The sequence below is a fragment of the Nocardiopsis sp. N85 genome (genome assembly GCF_028882275.1).
Taxonomy (GTDB): Bacteria; Actinomycetota; Actinomycetes; order Streptosporangiales; family Streptosporangiaceae; genus Nocardiopsis; species Nocardiopsis lambiniae.
On the sequence record NZ_JARBUT010000011.1, the window covers coordinates 1 to 15,935 of the forward strand.

At 70.4% G+C, this 15,935-nt stretch carries 15 protein-coding genes; 6 read left to right on the top strand and 9 right to left on the bottom strand.

What is annotated here, in order from left to right; genetic code table 11:
• Nucleotides 1-652 precede the first annotated feature (652 nt).
• Nucleotides 653-1,360 (bottom strand): class I SAM-dependent methyltransferase, encoded by a 708-nt coding sequence (locus PWG71_RS16490; RefSeq protein ID WP_274810627.1) that lies wholly within the window; start codon nucleotides 1,358-1,360, stop codon nucleotides 653-655.
• Nucleotides 1,361-1,502: 142 nt separating this feature from the next.
• Between PWG71_RS16490 and PWG71_RS16495 the strand changes: the two genes are divergently transcribed.
• The 3 genes from PWG71_RS16495 to hisG all read left to right on the top strand — a co-directional run bounded on the left by PWG71_RS16495 (nucleotide 1,503) and on the right by hisG (nucleotide 3,631).
• Nucleotides 1,503-2,336: an SDR family NAD(P)-dependent oxidoreductase gene (locus PWG71_RS16495; protein WP_274810628.1), complete on the top strand. Its 834-nt coding sequence runs from the start codon at nucleotides 1,503-1,505 to the stop codon at nucleotides 2,334-2,336.
• A gap of 100 nt (nucleotides 2,337-2,436) precedes the next feature.
• On the top strand, nucleotides 2,437-2,700 hold the full coding sequence (locus tag PWG71_RS16500; RefSeq protein ID WP_014913038.1) for a phosphoribosyl-ATP diphosphatase: 264 nt from the start codon (nucleotides 2,437-2,439) through the stop codon (nucleotides 2,698-2,700).
• A 76-nt stretch (nucleotides 2,701-2,776) separates the two neighbouring features.
• Entirely contained in the window at nucleotides 2,777-3,631 is an 855-nt protein-coding gene (hisG, locus tag PWG71_RS16505; RefSeq protein WP_274810629.1) for an ATP phosphoribosyltransferase, read from the top strand.
• Between the two features lie 55 nt (nucleotides 3,632-3,686).
• Here hisG and PWG71_RS16510 read toward each other — a convergent pair whose 3' ends face one another.
• Nucleotides 3,687-5,111 (bottom strand): cellulase family glycosylhydrolase, encoded by a 1,425-nt coding sequence (locus PWG71_RS16510; RefSeq protein WP_274810630.1) that lies wholly within the window; start codon nucleotides 5,109-5,111, stop codon nucleotides 3,687-3,689.
• Between the two features lie 54 nt (nucleotides 5,112-5,165).
• Here PWG71_RS16510 and PWG71_RS16515 point away from each other — a divergent pair, with 54 nt between their 5' ends.
• On the top strand, nucleotides 5,166-5,678 hold the full coding sequence (locus PWG71_RS16515) for a hypothetical protein (RefSeq protein ID WP_274810631.1): 513 nt from the start codon (nucleotides 5,166-5,168) through the stop codon (nucleotides 5,676-5,678).
• Between the two features lie 160 nt (nucleotides 5,679-5,838).
• Nucleotides 5,839-7,989 (top strand): hypothetical protein, encoded by a 2,151-nt coding sequence (locus tag PWG71_RS16520; RefSeq protein WP_274810632.1) that lies wholly within the window; start codon nucleotides 5,839-5,841, stop codon nucleotides 7,987-7,989.
• Nucleotides 7,990-8,010: 21 nt separating this feature from the next.
• Here PWG71_RS16520 and PWG71_RS16525 read toward each other — a convergent pair whose 3' ends face one another.
• Nucleotides 8,011-8,394 carry a DoxX family protein gene (locus tag PWG71_RS16525; protein WP_274810633.1) on the bottom strand — a complete coding sequence of 128 codons (384 nt, stop codon included), beginning with the start codon at nucleotides 8,392-8,394 and terminating at the stop codon, nucleotides 8,011-8,013.
• 303 nt (nucleotides 8,395-8,697) lie between these two features.
• On the opposite strand from PWG71_RS16525, the gene PWG71_RS16530 reads away from it, so the two are divergent.
• On the top strand, nucleotides 8,698-9,387 hold the full coding sequence (locus tag PWG71_RS16530; protein WP_274810634.1) for a spermine/spermidine synthase domain-containing protein: 690 nt from the start codon (nucleotides 8,698-8,700) through the stop codon (nucleotides 9,385-9,387).
• 191 nt (nucleotides 9,388-9,578) lie between these two features.
• On the opposite strand, the gene PWG71_RS16535 is transcribed toward PWG71_RS16530, so the two are convergent.
• The 6 genes from PWG71_RS16535 to pstB form a co-directional block, all read right to left on the bottom strand.
• Nucleotides 9,579-9,794: an EF-hand domain-containing protein gene (locus tag PWG71_RS16535; RefSeq protein ID WP_274810635.1), complete on the bottom strand. Its 216-nt coding sequence runs from the start codon at nucleotides 9,792-9,794 to the stop codon at nucleotides 9,579-9,581.
• 102 nt (nucleotides 9,795-9,896) lie between these two features.
• A complete protein-coding gene (pstA, locus tag PWG71_RS16540; RefSeq protein ID WP_274810636.1) occupies nucleotides 9,897-10,799 on the bottom strand; it encodes a phosphate ABC transporter permease PstA in 903 nt (300 codons plus the stop codon).
• Nucleotides 10,796-11,803, bottom strand: a complete 1,008-nt coding sequence (gene pstC / locus PWG71_RS16545; protein ID WP_274810637.1) for a phosphate ABC transporter permease subunit PstC — start codon at nucleotides 11,801-11,803, stop codon at nucleotides 10,796-10,798. Before pstC ends, pstA begins: the two co-directional genes overlap by 4 nt.
• A 173-nt stretch (nucleotides 11,804-11,976) precedes the next feature.
• On the bottom strand, nucleotides 11,977-13,074 hold the full coding sequence (gene pstS, locus PWG71_RS16550; RefSeq protein WP_274810638.1) for a phosphate ABC transporter substrate-binding protein PstS: 1,098 nt from the start codon (nucleotides 13,072-13,074) through the stop codon (nucleotides 11,977-11,979).
• Between the two features lie 372 nt (nucleotides 13,075-13,446).
• Nucleotides 13,447-14,232, bottom strand: a complete 786-nt coding sequence (locus PWG71_RS16555; protein ID WP_274810639.1) for a winged helix-turn-helix transcriptional regulator — start codon at nucleotides 14,230-14,232, stop codon at nucleotides 13,447-13,449.
• A gap of 61 nt (nucleotides 14,233-14,293) precedes the next feature.
• A complete protein-coding gene (pstB, locus tag PWG71_RS16560) occupies nucleotides 14,294-15,148 on the bottom strand; it encodes a phosphate ABC transporter ATP-binding protein PstB (RefSeq protein ID WP_274810640.1) in 855 nt (284 codons plus the stop codon).
• Nucleotides 15,149-15,935: the final 787 nt, after the last annotated feature.

Genomic DNA, 15,935 nt, shown 5'->3' on the forward strand with positions numbered 1-15,935 from the left:
AGGCCACCAGCAACCGCGAGGCCCGGGCCAGAGCCGACACACGCCGACGCACATCGGTGGGCAGGGGGTCGGGGATCGCGCCGGTGGGCTCTTCCGGCATCTCCGGAGTCACCTCCGCAGCCTGGGTGAGCGTCACGTTGCCTCCTCCGCTGGTCCATGTACGACCTGGGGAAATGGGTGATCTGTAGGACTCCGCGCGCATACTTCCGGTTCACACGGAACTGGTGTGAAGAACGTAGAACCCTGGGCTTGTGGCGCGGGTGGGGCTTCAGGGGACTTGAGGCAGATCTCAGGAACTTTTAACGCGCATGTGGATGAAAGGGATCGCGCGAGCCGTCAAGATCCGGTCCTCCGGAAGACAACGCGAGACTACCTGCGCTTTGTGGTTCCTGTGACATCGGAGTCGTGTGATGGGGATCACGAAAAGATGACTTTTCCGTGGTCGGCGGGAGGTGTCCGAGAGGGAAGGATTCCGCCCACTGCGGCTCTTCGGACGATGAGAGGTCGGGCCGACACGGCCGCGATTCCTCCCGCTCCCGGCGATGTGCCTTCCGACACTCCGGGTGGAACCCGAGGAAACGCCGATGAACTGCGAGGACGCCTGATCGAAGCGGGTGGAGGGGGACCCGCCGCGAGGGCGGGCCCCGGACGGTCAGGAGGACTTCTCCGGCTTGCGCAGGTGGTGCACGAAAGCCGGCGGGATGTTGGCGAACACCTTGTCGGACCGGATGCCGTACCGGTCGATCCGGTCCTGCACCAGCCAACCGGTGCGCGCCTGCCGCAGGTAGTCCTCACGGCGGGCGATGACCGCCTTCACCTCCTTGGTGTACAGGTAGCCGTAGAAGGACAGGTAACCGCCCGGGCGCAGCACCTCGAAGTAGTAGTCGAGGATGTCCCGCACGGTGTCGACGGTGAAGTTGGCGAACGGCAGGCCCGACACGATCACGTCGTAGGTGCGGTCGGTGCCCATCTCGTCGACCAACATGGCGTGCACCGTCGCCTGCGGGGCGATCGGTGCCAGCACGGGGTCGGTCTCCAGCAGATGTTCGATGTGGGCGGCGAACTCGGGGTTGGCCTCCACGAGGTCGACGGTGTCCCCCGGGCGCATGGCGGCGGCGATGCCACGGGTGATCGCCCCCGTTCCCGCGCCCACCTCCATGATCCTCAGTGGTTCTTCGGATACCGGACGGACGCGGACGTGTTCGGCCATCGCGTGGGCCAGCGCGGGGCTGCTCGGCACGATGGAGCCGGTGGCGTGGAAGGTCCGCAACGCCTGGGTGAAGAACAGCCTCGTGTCGCGCAGGCGCTCGTCCAGCCGAAGGGCGGACAGGGGTCCGGTGGTGCTCTGTGTCTCGGACATGATCGAACGCTAACCCCTGTCGGCCCCCGGCGGGTGACACGGGTGATCCCGCGTGGTGAATTCACCTGTGGACCATCCCACCCGGGTTTCGGGAACCCCGGCGGTACAGGGCATCGCGGGCCGTCCCCGCTAGGCTTGTCCCATGAACGAAGCGGTCGACACACCCGGAACCGACCGGGGACACCCCCGGACCGCGCTGGTGACCGGCGCCTCCGCCGGGATCGGTGAGGAGTACGCGCGCCGCCTGGCCCAGCGCGGATACGGGCTGGTGCTCGTGGCCCGGCGCGGGGAACTCCTGGCCGCGCTGGCCGAGGAACTCGGCGAAATCTACGGCGTTCCCGTGGAGACGATCCCCGTCGACCTGGGCACCCGCGAGGGCGTCGATCGGGTCGTCCAACGCCTCACCGCCGACGGCACCGATGACCGGGCCCCCATCGACCTGCTCGTCAACAACGCCGGACGCGGCGACGGCGGATCGTTCGTCGACCAGGACCCCGACGAGATCGACGCCATGCTCGACCTCAACGTGCGCGCCGTCCTCCGCCTCACCCGCGCCGTCCTGCCGGTGCAGATCGCCCGGCGCGCCGCCGACGACAAGGCGAAGGTGGGCGTCATCACCGTCTCCTCGCTGGCCGGCGAACCGGTGGTCAACCCCGGCGGTTCGGTCTACGGGGCGAGCAAGAAGTTCCTCACCCTGTGGAGTGAGAGCGTGTCCGCCGAGGTCCGGTCCTCGGGCGTGGCGGTCACCGTGGTCCTTCCCGGGTTCGTGCGCACCGACATGACCCTGGGCGTGCAGGAGAAGGGGCTGCCCGAGTTGGCGTTCGTGCCCAAGGACCACATCGTCCGCGACTCGCTGCGGGCCTGGGCGGCGGGCCGCCCGCACGTCATCCCCGGCCCCCAGTACAAGACCGCCGACGGTCTGCTCAAGGTGCTGCCGCGAACCCTGGTCCGGGTGCTCGCCCGGCGGATGGTGTGACGTACTCGTGCCCGCATACTGAGACTTCTCGCCCTCCCTGCGGCGCCGGCCCTCCGGACCGCCTACGCTGGTAGCGCACTGTCGGTCGAGGAAAGACACCATGAAGACCTTCGAAGAGCTGTTCGCCGAGCTGTCCGAGAAGGCGCGCTCCCGCCCCGAGGGGTCCGGGACCGTCGCCCAGCTCGACGCCGGCGTCCATGCCATCGGTAAGAAGGTCGTCGAGGAGGCCGCCGAGGTCTGGATGGCCGCCGAGTACGAATCGGACGAGCAGGCCGCCGAAGAGATCTCGCAGCTCCTCTACCACCTCCAGGTCCTGATGCTGGCCCGTGGCCTGCGGCTGGAAGACGTCTACAAGCATCTGTAGGTCGGCGCGCCCCATCGGCGCGTGCGGCCGCTCGGACGTCTTCAACCACGCAGAGCCAACGACGAAAGCCAGACACATGCCCGACATGTTGAGAATCGCCGTGCCCAACAAGGGCCAGCTGTCCGAACCCGCCGTCGAGATGCTGCGCGAGGCCGGGTACCGGCAGCGCAAGAGCAGTCGCGACCTGGTGATGGTCGACCCCGACAACGAGACCGAGTTCTTCTTCCTCCGCCCCAAGGACATCGCCGTCTACGTCGGTGAGGGCATCCTCCAGGCCGGGATCACCGGCCGCGACATGCTGCTGGACTCCGGCGCCCCGGTGGACGAGGTCCTGCCGCTGGGGTTCGGCGGGTCCACGTTCCGGTTCGCCGCCCCGAACGGCGCGAACATGAGGGTCGCCGACCTCGACGGCAAGCGCGTCGCCACGTCCTTCGACGGTCTGCTCCGCTCCTACCTGGAGAAGGAGGGCATCGAGGCGCGCGTCATCCACCTGGACGGCGCGGTCGAGAGCTCCGTGCAGCTGGGGGTGGCCGACGCCGTCGCCGACGTGGTGTCCACCGGCACCACGCTGCGCCAGGCCGGGCTGGAGACGTTCGGGGAGCCGATCCTGGTCTCGGAGGCGGTGGTGATCCGCCCCGTCGACGCCGAACCCGAGCCCAAGTTCGACACCCTGCTGCGCCGACTGCGCGGCGTCCTGGTCGCCCGCGACTACGTGATGATGGACTACGACGTGCACGCCGAACGCCTGGAGGCGGCGGTGGCGCTCACCCCGGGCATGGAGGGGCCGACGGTCTCCCCGCTGCACCGGGAGGGCTGGGTGGCGGTGCGGTCGATGGTGCCGCGCCGGGACGCCCAGCGGATCATGGACGACCTGTGGAAGTTGGGGGCCCGGGCGATCCTGGTCACCGACATCTACGCCTGCCGTCTCTGACCCGGACGCTTTCAGGAGGGGCCCGCGATGGACATCGCGGGCCCCTCGCGCTCTCTCAGGCCGGGACGACCGTGATGGCGTACTCGGTGCCGGCCCCGTGGCGGGGGATGTCGACGTACAGGATCCGACGCTCCCCGTCCCAGTCCGAGGTCCACCCGGCGGGGGCGTCCACCGTGAGTTCGTGGTCGGGGAAGGCGTGCGCCGGGAGGTGGATCTCGGTGGGTCCCGACACTCCGTCGCGCTCGGTGAAGCGGAGCCGGAACCCGGCCGAGTCGGCGTCGTAGGAGACCTCGACCGGTCGGCCGGCGACCGCACGGGGGTAGGCGCGGGACATGACCTCGACCAGCGGCCCGGGGGTGAGGTCCTCGTCCGCCCACGGGCCCCAGCCGTCGTGGTCGTTGGACCAGTAGGCGCGGCCGGTGGCCATCGACTCGGTCTCCTCCAGCATGCGTCGCACGTAGTCGCCCGCGCCCGGTCCCGACATGTCCAGGCCGAACTCGCCCAGCACGATGGGGGCCTCCAGGCGTTCGGCGGTGACGCGGACGCTGTCGGACCAGATCCGGATGCTCGTGTCGACGGTCTCGCGCGAGTCGCCCTCGTAGGGCCGTCCCAGGTCCATCGGCAGCGGGTAGGCGTGCGGGGCGTAGACGATGCGGGGCTCTCCGTCACGGGGGTCGGTCAGGTGGGGCAGGGCGGAGGGGAAGCCCCAGTTCACGCCGACGGCCTGACCTTCGACGAAGATCCAGGTGTCCTGGTCGACCTCGCGGATCCGGGCCAGGCAGCGGCGGTAGAGCCCGGCGAGGGGACCCGCCTCGAAGTCCGGCCCCTGGAGACTGCCGCCGAAGGGTTCGTTCATGAGGTCGTACCCGATGACGGCCGGATGGTCGGCGAAGCGGGCGGCCAGGTGGCGCCAGGCGGCGGCGTAGTCGTCCATGAGGCCGGGGTGGGCTCCGGTGGTGTTCCAGAAGTGGTCGAAGGAGCGCATGACGCCCGGCTCCAGGTAGACCAGCTCCCACATGTCCCGCGACTCCACGGGCAGACCGTCGTTGTGGGTGGCCCACGCGGGGGCGCCGTTGCCGGAGTGCTCCTCGGGGCTGGTGTGGCGGCCGTAGAGGTCCTGGTGCATGTCGAGGAGGACGTGGTGGCCGCGCTCGGCGTACCAGTCGACCCGCTCGGCGACGGCGTCGAGGTACTCCTCGTCGTAGACGCCGCGTTCGGGTTCGAGCGCCTGCCATTGGACGAGGAAGCGCACGAAGTTGGTGCCCATGAGGTCGTACTCGGTCTGGACGTCGTCCTCGGTGATCCAGGGGAGGCGCTCGGGGTCGCCCTTGGCCGAACCGGAGGTGTTGAAGCCGTGCAGGAACAGGGCGCGCCCCTGGTCGTCGGTGATGTAACGGGTGGGGCCCGGGTCGTGTCGCGTGAGCACGGCCAGGAGCCCGGGGAGGAGGAGTAGGACGGCGAGGACCGCCAGACGTTTCAAGCCGCGTCCTTCGGGGGGTGGGGAAAGGAGACGTACATCACTATCCTGCAAAACGTGAATCTTATTCGCAATATCCCGGCGGTCACGGCCGCCTCCGCGCTGCTGCCGTGCCTGCTGTTCGGCTCCGCCGGATTCCTCACCCGGCTGGGCGCGTGGAGCGCCTGGCCGATGCTGCCGAGCGCGCTGGGCGCGCCGTTCGCCGTGCCGGCTCTGAGCGTCGTCCCGATCGGTGAACAGCCCTGGTCGGCGCTGACCGTCGAACTCGTCGCCGTGGCCGTCCTGGTCGCCGTCGTGTGGTGGTGGACCGCCCGATCGGTGCGGCGACGCCCCGACGCCTCCGCCGGGCGGGCGTTCTTCGCCGGGTGGGCGGCGTTCGCGCTCGGGGCGATGGCCTCCGGCGCGCCCCGGGCGCTGGTCCCGGCCTGGGAGATGGGGCTGGGGCCCATCGGGTGGTACGCGATGCTCGCGGGCGGCCTGCTGACCGGCCTGCTGTGGGGTTCGACACTGGGGTGGGTCTGCGGGGTCGCACGGGTCGCGGTCCGGGGGCGGGTGGCGGCCACCGCCTGAACATCCGAGCCTTCGGGGGTTTCGGTCCTACCGCGCGTCGTCGCCCGCCCGTCCGGTGACGTTCACGTACCGTTCGTCCCCGGTCATCCCCGGTGGCCGAAGGTGGTCGTTTCCGGGGGAGGACGCGGGCGGTGACAGAGGACTGTGTAACGATGCCCGAATGATCGAAGACTTCCGCCGCGCCGTCGCCGACGTCGTCGCAGCCGCCCGGACGCGGCCGCACGACGTTCTTCCGCTCGCCGGAACGCTGTTCCAGCTGGCGGGGCACGTACCCGTCGGAGAACGGTCCGAGGCGCTCGCGGTCATCGCCGAACGACTGCGCGCACCCGAGCGGATCGCGCTGGGCGCCGTGGCCGACCTGTCGGTGCTGTGCGGTGCGCTCGTCGAGGTGGGAACACCGGCCGGGCCCGCCGGCGTCGAGATCACCCGTCGGGCCCGCGAGGTCGGCGCGCAGGCGCTGCGCTTCGCCGAGGCCTGGGAGAGCACGGGCGACGACGACCCGCCCCACCCGAGGGAGACGGGGGAGCCGCATCGGGCCCGGGTCACCCCGGTGCTCGGCGACGCGGACATGTACGCGCTCGCGGCGTGGGCGACGATGCAGCCCTACGGGATCGCCATCCGCGCCGTCCTCGGCGACGCCGAGGTGCGCGTCGCCCTGCGCGAGGATCCGCGGGGGCTGGCCGAGCTGCTGGCGCTGGCCACCCGGATGCGCCGCCACGTCGAGGAGTTCGCGGAGGTGTACGAACTCCTGCTGATGGCCGAGGTCGACCGGTTGCTGGTGCTCGACCGCGTCTCGGGGCGGGCCTTCCGGGTGCGCTTCGACGGGGTGGGGGACAACTTCCAGTTGCACACCCTGCTCGCCGACGCGCTCATCGGGCCCGAGGGGCGCGGGGTGCCGGGACAGCGGCCGATGCCGGACTGGGTGGCGTCGGCCACCGACCTGCGCGACGATCCGCGACTGTCGATCGTCGACGGCGAGTGGGACCTGGTCGGCGGTGACGGCACCTGGGTGGGGAACGAGGCCACGCCTGGGGCGGTCCCCGTGGTGAACGGCGAACGGGTGCTGGTGCTGGAGCCGATCTCGCTCAAGCACACCTGGCGCACGGGGCGCCGTCACCCGCACATCCCGGGATGGCTGCGGATCGAGGAGGAACTGAACCGCGACGAGGCCGCCGCGTGGTGGACCCGGGTCCACGCGGCGGGCAGTGTGCTGCACCCCCTGGTCCAGAGCCAGGAGGAGACGTCGCCGGTGGTGGACGTGCCGCCGGAGGAGATCTCGGGTGCCTGGAACGCCGATGACGAGGCGACGGAGGTTCCGGAGTTCCTCGAATCCCGAGGTGGGTCGGGCTCCTCGGGCGTTCGGAACACCGATGACGAGGCGACGGAGGTTCCGGAGTCCCTCGAATCCCGAGGTGGGTCGGGCTCCTCGGGCGTTCGGAACACCGATGACGAGGCGACGGAGGTTCCGGAGTCCCTCGAATCCCGAGGTGGGTCGGGCTCCTCGGGCGTTCGGAACACCGATGACGAGGCGACGGAGGTTCCGGAGTCCCTCCTGTCCCGACGCGGGTCGGACTCCTCGGCGGACGGTCCGTGGAGCCCCACCGGTGACAGGGGCGCCCCGCCGCCTCCCGAGCCGTGGGGTGTGCCCGCCGAGGAGCCCTTCGGAGACCACGGGACCGCGCGGCCGTGGGACGCCCCCACCACCGGAACGCCGGGCGCGCACGAGCCCCCCGAGCCGTGGAGCACCGTCGGCGGGGAGACGCCCGGACACGCCGAGCCCCGGAGCGCCGAGGGCGACCGTGGCGCCGCCGGGCGGCCCGGTGGGCCCGAGCCCTTCGAGTCCTGGGGCGCACCCGCCGACCGCCGTTCCGACCCGCCCGGAAACCCCGAGGGCCCCGCACCGTGGGGCGCGCCCCACGGTGCGGAGACGGAGAACGGTGGTCGGGGATCAGGTGCTCACCGGGCACCCGGCGGCGAGGGTGTGCCCGCAGGGCCGCCGGGCGCGTTCGGTCCCCCCGAGCCGTGGCAGGCCGTCGGCAGCGGTGACCGGGGCGAACCGTGGGGCGCGCCCGATGACCCGGCCGCCGCCGGAGTGTCCGGTGGAGGGGAGGAACCCGGCGAGGGCTTCGTGCCGCCCGGGGCGTCGCTGGTGCCGCCTCCGCCCCCCGACCGGTGGGAGGTCGAGGAGGAACCGCGGCCCGAGGCGGATCGGCCCCGGACCGATCGGGTCCCGCCAGGGGCAGGGCTGTTGGAGCCGATGCCCGAGGGTGTCTCCGACAGCAGCGGCTGGGGCCCTTCCTGGAAGTCCTGACCCGGAGACGCCCCTACGGGGTCACGGTCGGTCGTCTGCCGGGCGGGACTGGAGGGCGGCCCAGATCAGCGGGATCTGCAACGGCACCCGGCCCCAGGCGACGGCGCGGTTGTCGGCGAGCCCCGGCAGGCGGCCGGTGCCGGAATCGAGGGCCATCCGTACGTTGGCCGGCCACACCGCCAGGAGGAGGCCCGCGCTCGCCGGTCCCGCCCAGCGGCGGCGGGTCAGCAGCCCCAGGCCGCAGGCGATCTCGGCGACGCCGCTGCCGTACACCCAGGCGCGCCGGGCGGGCAGGGAACGGGGCATGATCGCCTCGAAGGGTCTCGGTGCCGCGAAGTGCAGTACCCCCGAACCCAGGAACAGGCCGCCGAGGGCGTAGGGCGCCACCTTGCGCAGGGTCTTCACTGTTCTCCTCCCGGTGTCGGAGCACCTAAGTTACCCGTCGGTCACAAGCTGGGGAAGGGCTCGGGGCTCCGGATTTCCCGGGCTTCCGCTCGGCGGCGACGCGCACCGGGACCCGCGTCGACCACCGCCCGGCCCGTAGCCCCCTCCCGCGACCACGGGGATCCGGCCCTCGACGGGGAACCCGTTCCCCGATCGCCGCCTACGACGGCGGAGCGGCCTTCGTGAGGTGCGGAGGGAGGCCCCGCGGGCCGGTTCCGACGGTTCCCTCGCCACGGCCGGCGCCCCTACGGGCACAATGTGGGGATGGAGACACGACAGGTGCAGGAAGAGAAGGAGACGCTGGCCCGTGTGAAGGGCGAGACGGGTGGGGATCTGGTGCTGCTCCGGGTGGGCGCGCACTACGAGATCTACTCCAACGGCGTCTTTCTCATGGACACCCGTGACGGCACCTCGGAACGGGAGATGGTCCGGGCGAGTCTGGCCGCCCTGCCCCGGGGACGCTCCCGGGCCCGGGTCCTCATCGGCGGCCTGGGGGTGGGCTTCTCCGCGCGTGAGGCGCTCGAAGACCCCCGCGTCAGCCTGGTGGAGGTCGTCGAGCTGGAGCCCCAGGTCATCGCCTGGCACGACGGAGAACTCGGTGAGGCCGCCGAATACGTGCACCGCGACCCCCGCTGCCGGGTGCACAACGCCGACATCGTGGCCTGGACGGAGGCGGCCGCCACCCGCCCGCAGCGCTACGACGCGATCTGCCTCGACACCGACAACGGCCCGGACTGGACCGTCACCGAGGCCAACGACCGCCTGTACCAGGCCGCGGGCCTGGACCTCCTCAAGGGACTGCTGGCCCCCGGCGGCGTCCTGGCCTTCTGGAGCGCGAACGCGGTCGCCTCCTTCGAGGCGCTGCTGCGGGAACGCTTCGCCCACGTGGACGTGGTCGAGGTGCCGGTGTCCCTGGACATCCCGGACATCGTCTACCTGGCCCGGGCCGCCTGACCGGCGACGCGGCCGTCGGGGATCACCGGTGATGGACGGCGACGGGTCCCCGGGCCGTGTCCACCTCGGTCGTCGAGCGGTGCCGGCCCGCCCGTGAAGGCGCTGTGGTCCCGGTCGAGGGGCGGCGATCGCCGCCCCTCGACCGGGACCACCGTCAACGGTGCACGGGACCGCCGTGCGGGCCGCGTCGCCTAGTTCCGGGAGGACATGAACCGGGCGAACTCCTCCAGGGAGATCCGGGAGTCGCCGTCGGTGTCCATGGAGCGGACCACGTCGGCGGCCTGCTCGTCGGTGCACTCGTCGCCCAGGTTGCGCATGAGGGCCGTCAGCTCATCGGCGGAGATGAGGCCGTCCCCGTCGATGTCGACCAGGGCGAACGTGGCGGCGTACTCGGAGGTCTCGGGCATTGTCTCTCCCAGGTGGGGGTCCGTTGGTGCGGAAAGGTTACCGGTAGGACGAAGGGCCGTGCCGGGTGGTTCTCACCCGTCACGGCCCTTCGGAGGAACGTGTCACCTGCTCACCGAGGCCCGGGAACCGATCCACCGGGCGATCACCGTGAACAGCAGTACCAGAAGGAACAGGGACAGCGCCGCGCCCCACGCGCGGTCGATGCCCGCTTCGAAGGGCTGGGTCGCGCCCCGGTACAGCTGCATCGGCACCGCGCCCTGAGGCGAACCCTGGAAGGCGTTGACGATGATGCCGGTGCCGAACGCGGTCAACAGCAGCGGCGCGGTCTCGCCGATGCCGCGGGCGACCGCCAGCATCGAACCGGTGGTCAGACCGGGGGCGGCGGCGGGCAGGACCGTGTGGACGATGGTCTGCCACTTGCGGGCGCCCAGACCGTAGCTGGCGTTGCGGAGCTCGTTCGGCACCAGCCGCAGCATCTCCTCCGCCGAGCGTGTGACGATCGGCAGCATCATCACCGCGATCGCGACCGCGCCCACGAACGTGCCGAAGCCCAGGGAGCCCCAGCCGATCACCAGCAGGCCGTAGACGAACAGACCCACGAAGATCGACGGGATACCGGTCATGACGTCGGTGAAGAAACGGATCGCCGCGGTGAGCCGGTTGGGCCCGTACTCCACGATGTAGACGGCCGTGGCGATACCGAACGGGATCGACATCACGACCGCCAGCGCCATGATGTACAGGGTGCCGAAGAAGCCCGCGGCGTAACCGCCGCCCTCGCGCCGGGGCGGGGGCTCGGTCGCGGTGAAGAACTCCAGGCTCATCACGCCGATACCGCGCCGCGTGATCTCGAAGATGATCAGGACGAGCGGGATCATCGCGATGACCATGGCGGCGGTCAGTGCGACCGTGGCCACGTTGTTCTTGAAGCGTCGGCGGCCGGAGCCCGGGGGGCTCACGCTCAGCGGGACGTGCGGGGCGGGTGTGAGGGTCGAGGTGCTCATACTGCGGCGTCTCCCGTGAACTGTCCCAGGCGCCAGACGATGACGCGGGCCAGGATGTTGACGATCATCGTGACCAGGAACAGGGCGACACCGATCGCCATCAGTCCGGTCCGGGCCTCCGGCGAGGACTCACCGAAGGTCGCGGCGATGTGCGAGGCCATGCTGCTGCCGGTGCCGAAGAGGCTGGCGCCCCAGGACTGGGAGCCGCCGATCAGCATCAGGACGGCGATGGTCTCACCGAGGGCGCGGCCCAGTCCCAGCATGCTCGCGGCGACGATGCCGGAGAAGCTGGAGGGCAGCACCACCTTGGTGATGACCTCCCAGCGGGTGGAGCCCAGGGCGTAACCCGCCATCTGCTGCTCCAGCGGCTGCACCGCGATGACCTCGCGGATGATGGCGGTCATGATCGGCAGGATCATGATGGCCAGCACGATGCCCGCCGGGAAGTAGCCGACGCCGCGCACCGGGCCCTCGAAGAGGAAGAACCACCCCAGGGTGGACTCGACCAGTTCGAAGAAGGGGCGCATCACGTTGGGCAGGAACCAGTGCAGGCCCCACAGGCCGAAGATGACGCTGGGCACGGCGGCCAGCAGCTCCACCGTGTAGGAGAGCGGCTTGGCGAGGCGGCGCGGCGCCAGGTGGGTCAGGTAGACGGCGACCATGATCGCCAGCGGCAGGGCGATGGCGATCGCGATGGTGGCGGTGACCAGGGTGCCGTAGATGAAGGGCCAGGCACCGTAGGTGCCGGTGATCTCGGTACGCGATCCACCCGAGTCCCAGGTCTGCCCGAAGAGGAACCCGAAGAAGCCTTCCTTGGCGAAGACCGGCCATGCCTCGGTGGTGGTCCGGAAGACCATCAGCGCCAGGATGACCAGCACGGTGGTCCCACAGGCGGCGACGGTCCACTTGAAGATCGGGTCGGCGAACCGCCCCCTGCTGGACTGGAGCGTCCTGCGCTGTGGGTCCTCGGGAGCCTGCGGGGCCTCGGGGGCCTCGGTGGACATGTGCTTCTCCTCTGTGGCTTTCGTGGGGAGTGGAGAGCGTTCCCGCCCCATCACCACGGGGCGGAGGAGGGAGAGAGGGCGGTGGCCGGGACCCGGGGCTCGGGCCCCGGCCACCGCGGGTGGTCACCGGGAGGGGAGAGGGGATGCCTCGTCGCCCGGGCGACCGTTGTCGCCTAGTTGGCGGAGTTGGTCTTCTCCAGCTCGGCGACGACGCGGTCGGTCAGACCCTCGCCCAGAGGCGCGTAGCCCAGTTCACCGGCCAGGTCGCGGGCGCTCTCGTCGGTCAGGGCCCAGGTCCAGAAGTCGATGATCGCGTCGGCGTTGGCCTGGTCGTAGCCGCAGGTGTAGGTGAAGATCCAGTTGGAGCCGGCGATCGGGTAGCCCTCGCCGCCGACGTTGTCGATCGCGAACTGGAAGTTGTCCGGGACCTCGACCTCCTCGGAGGCGGCGATGGTGGCCTCCAGGGTCGGCTCGATCGGGGTGCCGTCCTCGTTCACGATGCTGGCGACGGCCAGCCCGGCCTCCTGGGCGAAGGACTGGTTGACGTAGCCCAGACCGCCGGGGTTCTGGGTGATGCCCTGGGCGACGCCGTCGTTCTGCTGGCCGCCGACCAGACCGTCGGCCCAGTCCAGCTCCTTGCCCTCGCCGTACTCGTCGGCCCACCAGTCCACCTCGGTGCTCAGGTAGTGGCTGAACACGTAGGTGGTGCCGGAGCCGTCGGAGCGGTGGACCGGGATGATCTCGTCGCTCGGCAGGTCCAGGTCGGGGTTGAGCTCGGCGATGGCCGGGTCGTCGAAGCTGGTGATCTGGCCGTCGTAGATCTGGGCGATGGTCTCGGCGTCCAGGACCAGGCCGTTCAGGTCCTCGTTGTCGAACGCGATGACCACGGCGCCGAAGACGACCGGGAACTGGACGGCGACGCAACCGCGGGCCTCTTCGGCCGCGGCCAGGTCCTCGTCGTCCAGGTATTCCTCGGAGGAACCGAAGTCGACGGTCTGCTCCAGGAACTGCTCGACGCCGGCACCGGAGCCGACGCTCTGGTAGTTGATCTGGACGCCGGGCTGGACGTCGCTGTTGTAGGTGTAGATCAGGTCCTGGAAGAGCGGGTCGGGGAAGCTGGCACCCGCGCCGGTCAGCGAGGCGCTGAGCTGCTCGCCGCCGTCGCCGCCGTTGCCGTCGGCACCGTCACCGGTGTCGCCTCCGCCGCCGCAAGCCGTGGCGAGCAGGGGGATGGCCGCCAGGACGGCGAGCTTGGAACGCCCGTTGCGCATGTCGAAGTTCTCCTCGTTGAATCACCGATGTCGGGGCTGACGTGAAACGACGTTAAAGGCGGAGAAAGTCGTGCTGACATCGGAATGACGGCCAGACGGTGGAAGTCGGATGAATGGCGGGTGAATGGAGGTAACATTTATGTAACGCGGAGCGTGTGGCCAGGTGGTGGAGTTCCGTTGCTGTGTTTGAACTCACCGTGATGACCTGCGGGTATGCCAAGAAGTGCGGGGTGTGCGCGATCATCGCGCCGATGTTCGCGGTTGTCTTATCGTTCACTTTTGCGTCCGCTTCGACGTGAAGTGACGCGAACATGAACAAGGGGTCGCCCCGGCTGTCGCCGGAGGACCCTTGATAAGAGGTCAGAACATGCCCTATCCGCCGTTCGCAGTATCCAATCGATAACCGATTCCGCGCACCGTGTGGATGAATCTGGGGCGGGCCTCCGAGTCACCCAGCTTGTGCCGGAGACGACGGATGTGCACGGCGATGGTGTTGTTCACCGGAGGCAGGGGCTTGCGCCAGACCTCGGTCCACAGCTCCTCGCGACTGACCACCCGGCCGGTGTGCCGCAGCAGGAAGTCCATGATCCCGAACTCCCGCAGGGCCAGGTCGACCGGGTCGCCGTCCACGAACAGTCGGTGCCCCAGGGCGTCCAGCTCCAACGCCCCCGAACGCAGCGACGTGTGCGGCCCGCCGCCCTGTTCCAGCATGCCGCCCCCGTCCATCCCGGGAAGGGAGCCGCGCAACAGGGCGGCCAGCTCGGGGATGCGGTAGGGGCGGTTGACGCAGGCGGTGGCCCCGGCGGCCAGGGCGCGCAGCGCCCGCTGGGAGTCGCCCGGGCCCACCCCGATGAGGATCGGGATGTCGGTCGCCCGCCGGGTCACCCGTACGAGTGTCTCCAGGTCCACCTCGGGCGGGGTGGCGCTCGTCACGATCGTGTCCGGGCGCATCAGCCCCACCCGCAGGAGGGCCTCGGCTCCGTCGACGCACACCGTGATGTCCACGTCATGACCGCTGAGCGAGAGCACCAACTGGTGCGACTGCTCCGACTCCGGCTCCACCAACAGGACCCGCAGCGGCCCCTCGGCGCGCTCCACCGCGTCGTCCAGCGCGCCCGAGGGGCGGGGGACGGACGCGGAGGCGGAGAGGGCGGTCATGGTCGTGGATCCACTTCGTCGAAGAGGGGTGTGTCGAAGAGGCGTGCGGAGGCGGCGCCGATCAGCCGAAGCGGCCGGAGATGTAGTCCTCGGTGCGCTGGTCGGCGGGCTTGCTGAAGATCTTCGCGGTCTCGTCGAACTCCACCAGACTGCCGTAGCGATCACCCTTGTCGTCGACGCCCGCGGTGAAGAACGCGGTGCGGTCGGAGACGCGAGCGGCCTGCTGCATGTTGTGGGTGACGATGACGATGGTGTACTCCGAGGCCAGCTCGTACATCAGGTCCTCGATCTTGAGCGTCGCGATCGGGTCCAGTGCCGAGCAGGGCTCGTCCATCAGGATGACCTCGGGGTTGACCGCGATGGTCCGGGCGATGCACAGACGCTGCTGCTGGCCGCCGGAGAGGGCGAACGCGCTCTCCTTGAGCTTGTCCTTGACCTCGTCCCACAGGGCGGCCTTGGTGAGGGTCTCCTCCACCAGGTCGTCCATGTTGTTGCGCACGCCGTTGATCCGCGGACCGTAGGCGACGTTGTCGTAGATCGACTTCGGGAACGGGTTGGGCTTCTGGAAGACCATCCCGATGCGCCGGCGCACCTCGATGGGGTCCACGTGCGGGGCGTACAGGTCCTCGCCGTGATAGGTGACGTCGCCCTCGATGCGGGCACCGGGGATGAGGTCGTTCATCCGGTTGAGCGTGCGCAGCACCGTGCTCTTGCCGCAGCCCGAGGGGCCGATCATGGCGGTGATCTGCCGCGGGCCCACCTTGAGGTCCACGTCGCGCACGGCCTTGTTGGAGCCGTAGAAGATGGAGAGGCCGGAGACCTCGAAGACGGGGTCGCCCAGTCCGGGCACCTCGCGGTTGTACCGGATGGCGTCGGGGGCGACTCCGCGAGCGGAGGCGGTGTTGCTGATGGACATGGGGCCACTTCCGGGTCGGACGGTGCTTGCGGACTCAGAGAGGGTGAACCGACAGAGCGCGGTCGAACCCATGCAAATATGCCCGTGTGAAGCGGAGGTGAACGAACCTCGTTGACCAGGTGAACGTGGGCGGTGGACTCGGATCCGTGATGACGCGCGCCGTTGTCGGCCCGTCACCGAACCGGTCGCTTCGGTTCCAATGGGGCGGGTGGGGCATGCGTGACAACGCGTCGGCCACATGCGCTTTCGAGCGCGCGGCCCCCTGCTCGGACGCCGTTTCGCGCGGACCGAAAGGTCGGTCCTCCCCGTGTCGACGGGTCCGTCGGCACGATCCCCGGGCGCGGTGGTCGCTGTCCGGATCGATCCGCGGCCGTGGGGTGTGTGCGGCGGATGTCCGCCCCGCCGTCCGGCGCCCCGGTGCGCCCTCCCACCCCCGCGAGGCGCCGGGGCGGCCTGCGTCCGGCGGCGTTCCGCGACGGTCGGCGCCCACGGAACACGCCCCGGGGGGAGAGGGAAACGGCGGAGGAGGCGTACGTCGCGGTTCCGGGGGCGGCGGGTCGGACGGCCGCGGTGATGGGGGAGGGACCGAACGCGGGATGGTGTCCCATCGAGTGGTGTGACTTCTCCGCTCCCGTTCCCCCGGGTGCGCGGTTCCCCTGGGTGAGCGGTGCCGGTGTCCGCCCCGGTGGGCGTCGCCACGAGGTCGTGGGAGTCGTTCACCTCCCGTCATCCGCCCGAATGACCTGCGAGGACGCGACCGCGAGGAGGTCGCGCCATTCCAGAGGGC